This window comes from Marisediminitalea alba, from assembly GCF_002993365.1.
GTDB classification, from domain to species: Bacteria; Pseudomonadota; Gammaproteobacteria; order Enterobacterales; family Alteromonadaceae; genus Alteromonas; species Alteromonas alba.
This window is the reverse complement of sequence record NZ_PVNP01000003.1, coordinates 136,994-144,471: the sequence shown is the minus strand read 5'-3', so window position 1 is coordinate 144,471 and position 7,478 is coordinate 136,994. Positions and strand designations below refer to the sequence as shown.

At 47.8% G+C, this 7,478-nt stretch carries 5 protein-coding genes; 2 read left to right on the top strand and 3 right to left on the bottom strand.

Annotated features, from left to right (window positions below; translation table 11 throughout):
* Positions 1-8: 8 nt before the first annotated feature.
* A protein-coding gene (locus C6Y40_RS00645; protein ID WP_105932858.1) for an IS630 family transposase occupies positions 9-1,026 on the bottom strand; the annotation gives its coding sequence in 2 pieces (ribosomal slippage) (positions 9-581 and positions 583-1,026; 1,017 coding nt in all).
* Between the two features lie 133 nt (positions 1,027-1,159).
* Here C6Y40_RS00645 and C6Y40_RS00640 point away from each other — a divergent pair.
* On the top strand, positions 1,160-2,254 hold the full coding sequence (locus tag C6Y40_RS00640) for a glycosyltransferase family 2 protein (RefSeq protein ID WP_105932857.1): 1,095 nt from the start codon (positions 1,160-1,162) through the stop codon (positions 2,252-2,254).
* Between the two features lie 73 nt (positions 2,255-2,327).
* Here the strand turns inward: C6Y40_RS00640 and C6Y40_RS00635 are convergent, their stop codons facing one another.
* Positions 2,328-3,035, bottom strand: a complete 708-nt coding sequence (locus tag C6Y40_RS00635) for a 2OG-Fe(II) oxygenase (protein WP_146129461.1) — start codon at positions 3,033-3,035, stop codon at positions 2,328-2,330.
* 538 nt (positions 3,036-3,573) lie between these two features.
* Here C6Y40_RS00635 and C6Y40_RS00630 point away from each other — a divergent pair.
* The gene (locus C6Y40_RS00630; protein WP_105932855.1) at positions 3,574-5,094 is read left to right on the top strand and encodes an acetyl-CoA hydrolase/transferase family protein; all 1,521 of its coding nucleotides are present in this window, start codon (positions 3,574-3,576) and stop codon (positions 5,092-5,094) included.
* On the opposite strand, the gene C6Y40_RS00625 is transcribed toward C6Y40_RS00630, so the two are convergent.
* Positions 5,091-7,442, bottom strand: a complete 2,352-nt coding sequence (locus C6Y40_RS00625; RefSeq protein ID WP_105932854.1) for a DNA polymerase II — start codon at positions 7,440-7,442, stop codon at positions 5,091-5,093. The genes C6Y40_RS00630 and C6Y40_RS00625 overlap by 4 nt on opposite strands.
* Positions 7,443-7,478 lie beyond the last annotated feature (36 nt).

Here is a 7,478-nt window from a genome sequence, read left to right as displayed (position 1 = left end):
ATTCCATCTTAATATTTGGTCAGTAATGCCCAGTCTCTCGAACACATATTCATGATTCGCTTAGTGTCATCGACGAAATCGTTCCAAGCTGTGGTACATGCATCAACGATATCTTCGTATCCCTGGAAGCATCTGTTCGCTAAATGATGTTGCCGTATCCAACTCCACACCTGCTCTATGGGATTCAGTTCAGGAGAATAGGGTGGCAGTTTCATAATTGTCAGGTTTTCAAAGTCATCGGCTATATCATCGGTATGCCAACCAGCACCATCCATCACCACCACGGCATGGCGCCCCGGTTTTGTTTTCTGTGAGATTTGCATCAGGTGTTGACGCATGATGTCTTTGCTCACATAGGGCGAAATGAACGCTTCGGTGTCGCCAGTAGCTGGACATACCGCGCCAAACAAATGTGCATATTCAAATTGCTGTTGCTTCACAACTCGTGGGCGACTTCCCGTTGGGGCCCAAATGCGCGTTGTCGTGTTTTGCTGGCCAAAACGAGCTTCGTCCTGGAACCAAACATCTATGCGATCCAAGGCGAGATGCCCCGGAGTGTTAAGGATCGTTTCCAGTAGGAAGTTTTTTATATGCATCCTGGACGCCTGTTTGTTGTTTAGGATGTCGAGAACGACTCGTTATCCAACTAAACCCCAACGATTTTAACAGCTTATAGATTGCATTATGATGGTAGGTAACGCCAAATGTTTGCTCAATATAGGCTAAAATACTTTCCCCGGTAAGCCTACCTCCTTCATGTTTATCCTGGCTATGCTCTTCGATGTATGAACAGAGCGTTTGCTTTTGCCGTTCTGTGAGGTAGCAAGTTCGACCTTTTGCCTTTTTGGATTCCAGACCTTCAAGGCCATTGGTAAGGTAATTGGATACCCACAGATTCACACTTGTCCTACTGACTTTGAGTATTTCAGCGATATAAGTGCGGCTCTTGCCGTCAAGAAAATGAGAAAGGGCTAAGAAGCGTATACGCTTCCGACTATCTTTTTCAGATTTTGAAAGGGCGAGCAATTGCTCTGATGTATATTTCAAACTAAATGGACTCAGGAATGTAATGTGGCAATTAGATCACAAATCTAGATGGAATGGTATAATAAAAAGTATAGTGCGGTCATAATGAAAAAGGGATATTTGTACAAGTAATATGAAGCTAAGTACGATTTACTATGTCATTCAGTCGAAGCTCGCAGCACTGACTTATCCGCGTTATCGTCGGGCTTATAAACAAAACAATTCAGCTCCAAAGGTTAAGCTGGTTGCCATAGCTAAAAATGAAGCGGCTTATTTACCAGAATGGATCTGTCACCATTTACACTTTGGCTTTGCTGCAATTGAAATTCACTACAACGGTTGTAGTGATAACACCCCTGAAGTTGCCCGCGCTTTTTCATCAGAGTCTGTTCAATTTATTAATGCCGACGCTGTATTTGAAAGATCTAAGGCGAAACCTCAAATTGAAATATATCGTCATGCTTTCAGCGCTGCCAAAAAGCAAGGCTTCGATCATGTGATGTTTTTGGATATCGATGAGTTCTGGGTGCCCTATGATCTGAGCACTTCCATAGCAGATTTCATACAGTCTGCCCCTTACTTTGATGTGCTGAGCTTTCAGTGGGCAAACAAGGTGTCTGACTATACACCTTTTTCAACCGCACTCGACGAAAGTATACGGGTACAACCTGCAAGGCAGTTAAAGTCTGTCTATAAGTCCTTTATTACGCCAGGTTTACTAAACCCGCACAATATACTGGATAACTCACTTATCAAACTCGAATCATCGTTCAGCCCGTTTGTACCATCTAATCGCTATCATTCCCTCGCCGCCACAGACACCCTGCCGCCAAGGGCATTTGTGTTACACCGTAAATACCGGAGTCAGATCGAGTATATCGCCAGTCTCGATAGAGGCGTTGTTGGAAGGGGCAAAAGTGTTGTTTCTATATTTAAAAGTAACCGTGCTGGTTTTGAGAATAAAAAAGCATTCGAAACGATAGAGTTTTCTAAATCGGCCCTGGCCGCGTACCAAAAAGCCGTGAATACCAGCCTGACGAACTACGAAGCAGAGGAAATACTCGAACGTGCCAGAGATGGCGTTAAACAACGTTTTTATAAGGTACTCAACAATATCCGTAGTGCACCTCTGGCAGAAGCCGGTGTAATACATAAAATATTAAGAAACGTCACGCTTGAAGAAGCGTGTCAGGCTCTTGCTGATTATCAGCAGCTCAATAACGATTGAAACTAACGCCGCTGAATAAGTAACCCGGTCATTGATCAGATTTACCGGGTAGTGATATCAGGCACGGGCGAAATCAGAGAGGTGTAGCCCTGAACCAACCTGTAACAGAGAGCCTGGGTGTTAATGAAAAAGGCGTGATGTAAGTAACACTGTGGATGTGCTCTACATCGAAAATACTCAGGGTATTAAAGCCCGGCGCCCAGGCATCTCTTGGCGTACCATTTTTCTCGTAGAACTGTAACAGACCACCCCAGTCCGGATGCCAGTTTGGCGAAAAGCTGAGCACATAGGCCAGGCGACGTTGTTCGGTGCTGTGTGTATCCATATGGCGGGTTAAAAACTGGCCTGCAGTGTAACGGGTGGCCTGGGCACTCGCCGCAACAATATCCTGATGGCCACTCATTTCCCGAACCCAGCTCAGCACCTCTTCACTGTTTAACCATTGATGTAGTGCGGCCAGATTAGCAATAGGTTCTTTTTGATTAGATAGCTGATACCTGCCATAAATAAATCCGATCCCTTTAGCAGCATTTTGCATGGTTTCAGTATGAAGACTCTGCTTTTGATTATCAGGCAGTTGCTTCCACTCATTGTCTGCTAGCGTGGTTGGCCTGCCATCGCGGAGCAATGCCAGCTTATAGGGCGCTTCTTTGCTCAGACTGTTGTAAACCTGTTCAGCCTGATCCATAGGGATCAAACTTTGCACTCTTACGCGTTTATCATGCTGGTATTCAGCACTAATTGCTTCAAAGTTGATTTCGGGGTGAAAAGTAATCTGCAAGTTGCTTCCTGTTTTTTTTAATTTATCGGTATGAGCCTGGATTTTGTCATTAAGCCTGCGAACTGAGAAACTTAGCTTCTCGTTTTTGGCTAATAGTTCTACTAAAACTATATAAAACTCTGCCTGAGCTGCCAAGCTTAAAAGCGGCTCGCCAGGGCTTACCCCCGCATGCTCTCTGGTTGGAAAAAATGACGGGAAAGTCTGTTTATCCTGCGGCTTATAAACCCCACGGTTGGGTGGCTTAAACAGCCGCCCTATACCTTCCTAAAAACAGTGCATAATATAGAACAAAAATTAATAAATTGATAAATCAACCCCTTATTTGATGGTTTTACCAATTATTCACAATAAACTCGCGCACTGTTTTTGCCTTTAACTAAATTGCTACAACTCCCGCCATATCTACCACTTAGGTCTTATATATACTTTGGGATAAGTCTATAGAGTGTCAGTTTTTGCGGCTGTCCTGCCGCACTTCAACGCACCTTTTTCACACTCAGGTGCGTTCTTTTCCTTTTCTGCTAAGTATGGAGCTTTCATGTTTTCTCATTCCAGAATTCTGTGCCCTGAATTACAACAAAAAATCATGACCGCCGAACAGGCCGCCGACTTTATTCGCGACGGTGATACCGTTGGCATGAGTGGTTTTACCGGCGCTGGTTATCCTAAGGCCTTGCCCGGCGCACTGGTCAATAAAGCGCAAATCCAGCGCGACCTGAAAAAGCCATTTAAAATTAATCTGTGGACGGGGGCATCAACCGCGCCGGAGCTCGATGGCGTGCTGGCCGACGCCGATGGCATTAATTTACGCTTGCCTTACCAGTCTGATCCCATTTGTCGTCAGCAGATTAACAGCGGCCAGATGCACTATATCGATTTGCATTTATCTGAAGTGTCGCAATACGCGTGGTCAGGCTTTTTAGGCGATCTGGATGTGGCAGTTATTGAAGTGGCGGGCATTCACGAAGACGGTCGCATTATTCCGTCGTCCTCGGTGGGCAATAATAAAACCTGGGTAGAGCAGGCCGACAAGATCATTCTTGAGGTTAACAGTCAGCAAAGTCTTAAGCTTGAAGGCATGCACGATATTTATTACGGAACGGCTTTACCGCCGCACCGCAAACCCATATTGCTGAATGAGCCGGCCGATCGGATTGGCAGCCAGTATCTGGATATTCCCCAAGACAAAATTGTCGCCGTTGTCGAAACATCAGCGCCCGACCGTAACAGCCCATTTTCACCTCCAGATGCTGTGTCTGAGCAAATCGCCACTAACATTTTAGCGTTTTTTGAACACGAAATTAAAAAAGGCCGCTTACCGGCCAACCTGTTACCGCTGCAATCTGGGGTGGGTAATATCCCTAACGCGGTGTTAAGCGGTCTGGATAATGGCGGTTACAAAAACCTCTCGGCGTATACCGAAGTGATTCAGGATGGCATGCTACAAATGCTTAAAAGCGGCACCTTATCGGTGGCTTCTGCAACGGCCTTCTCGTTAAGCCCGGATGCGCTGGTTGAGCTGAATGAGAATATCGACTTTTACCGTGAAAAAATCATTCTGCGCCAGCAGGACATCAGTAATCATCCGGAGATTGCCCGCCGCTTAGGGATTATCGCTATGAACGGCCTGATTGAGGCGGATATTTACGGTAACGTTAATTCCACCCATGTTATGGGCACGCGCATGATGAACGGAATTGGTGGCTCGGGTGACTTTGCCCGCAATGGTTACCTGTCGATCTTCATGACACCGTCTACTGCGAAAAACGGTGCTATCTCGGCCATTGTGCCTATGGTGTCTCATGTGGATCACACCGAGCACGACGTCAAAGTCGTTGTTACCGAGCAGGGACTGGCCGACTTACGTGGTTTGTCGCCTCGTCAGCGGGCCCGGGTAATTATCAATAATTGTGCCCATCCCGACTTTAAGGATCAGTTGCTCGATTATTATGAGCGCGCTTGTGCCAGTGGCAGAGGTATGCACACTCCTCATCTACTCAATGAAGCATTGAGCTGGCATGAGCGGTTTGAACAAACCGGCACGATGCGTCAGGATTAAAAAAGCCCGAGTTGCTGGCTGGCCAGCGACTCAAAATCACCGCCAATGGCTGGCAGAATACTGTCGGCGATTGGCCGGATTTGCTTTTCTATATAGTGGTCGTAATCCAGCGGCTGACGGCAATATTCAACCACCTGCGGGCCCGTGGTGGTCATTACGTAACGAATTTTAGTGCGCTTCTGGTAGCGTAATGGTTTGCCGGTGCGGGCATTTTCTTCATCGGCATGGCGCGCAGCTTTAACATGAGGCGGTGCCGTTTTGGTGTACTCCTTTAAGGGCTTGCGTAATTGTTTGGTATACACCAGGCCATCGTCAAACTGGCCCTGCTTGATGCCACTGATGATCGCCATCACATAATCGTCGACCGGCTGGTCGTTAAAGATCCGGGTATACAGCTCGAGCTGAAAATCCTTGGCCAGTTGGGTCCAGTCTGAACGCACGTTTTCCAGCCCCTTAAACACCAGCTCAGTGTTACCCTCACGGCGAATTAAACCGGCGTAGCGCTTTTTGCTGCCCGCTTCAGAACCACGTATCGTGGGCATAAAAAAGCGCTCATAATGAGTTTCAAACTCGATTTCCAGTTCGCAGGTTAAATCAAACTCCTCGGCGATGCGTTGCTGCCAGCGCTGGTTTATGTCCTGTTCCAATTGTTTGCCAATGTCCCACGCCTGCTCAGCGGATACGTTATCCGCGATATGGACAAACGTGGAGTCGGTATCGCCGTAGATCACGTCATAACCCGATGCTTTGATCCACTCGGCGGTCAACTGCATAATCTCGTGGCCACGCAGGGTAATGGAGCTGGCCAGTCGAGGATCGTAAAAAGGACAGCCACCACTGCCGAGCACTCCGTAAAAGGAATTCATCAGAATTTTAATGGCCTGGGAGCGGGGCTTATCCTGCTGGCGCTTGGCTTCGTCGCGCTGCTGCCAGAGATTGGTAATGATATCCGGTAAAAAGTGCTGGCTACGGTGAAAGCTGGCACCTTTAAAGCCGGGAATGGCGGTTTCGGGCGATTTAAGTCCCTCTACTAACCCTAAAGGGTCGATTTTGAAGGTCCGTATTATTGAGGGGTACAGGCTCTTAAAGTCGAGTACCAGCACATTCTGATAGAGTCCGGGCTTGGAGCTCATCACATAACCACCGGGGCTCGCCAGGCCGCCATCCGCCGGACGGTTGGGCGATATGTAGCCTGCCCGGTGTAACTTGGGCAGGTATAAATTGATGAATGAGGCTACCGAGCCACCGGGGCGACCCAGGCGCAGGCCGGTTAATTCACTGCGCAAAATCAAAAAATCAATCAACCGCACCTGTTCGGCAATGTCATTAACCAGCACGCAGTCTTCAAAGTTATATTTTGCCAGCGCTAACTTGTCGTGGGTGAAAAGCTTTTTTATGGCACCGAGTTTGTCCGGATCATCAATGAGTTTACGTTTACCGAGTAATTCGCTGGCAACGTTATCCAGGGCAAAAGAATCAAACTGAAAGGTCATGGTTTTCAGTCCTTCAATGCCATCAATTATGGCGCGCCCGGGGACATCCACCAAAGCCCGGTTATCATCGAATACTTTAATCTCCACATTGCTGTGTTGACGCCCGAGTGCAAGCTTAAGGCCGCAGCGGGTCGCTGTATCATGTAATACCGGCAGGTCGAATTGTTTAATGTTCCAGCCAATCAGTAAGTCCGGGTCGTGGTGCTGGATGAGCCTGATAAATTCGGTTAACAACGCGGTTTCGTTTGCGCACCAGATTATTTTGAAAGGCAACTCAGCGTCTTCAGGCTCGCCAATCATCAGCACAACATTTAACGTAGGGGAGGCAATGCCGATGGAATATAAATGGCCATGTTCATCGCATTCTATATCAAAGGAAAAGGCGTTCAGATCGCAGCGATACTCCGACGGTTTTAAGCGTGCCTGGACCACCGTATTGTCGTGCTGCTGGCCAACGCCCTGATAGTGCACACCGCTGGTGATGAAGCGCTCCATAAAAAAGCGATCCGGGGTTTTGATATCCGCCTCGAACAGCGTCACGCCTTGTTCTTCACAGTGGCGTCTGAGAATATGTAACTGACGATCCTGCGGGCATTTTATTACGCTTACCGGCTCATGCGTGAAGGTATTAAGCGGCAGATTTTTAAGGCTGGCTTTTAACTGTTGGGCCTGACTAATTGCAGCAACCTTTGCGGCCGCACTTTGCGTCACAAAACAGGTGGCCGGTTGCACCGGCGTAATGAGCTTGACCGGCCCTTGTTCAGTGGCAAGCCAGATTTCGAGGGCTTGTTGAGCGCCCTTTGGCAGCACTCTGGCGGTTAGCACCATGCCCTGACCGGTTAACGTGGTCGTCATTTTATAGTACAGCCCGGTAAATCTAACGCACAGTGG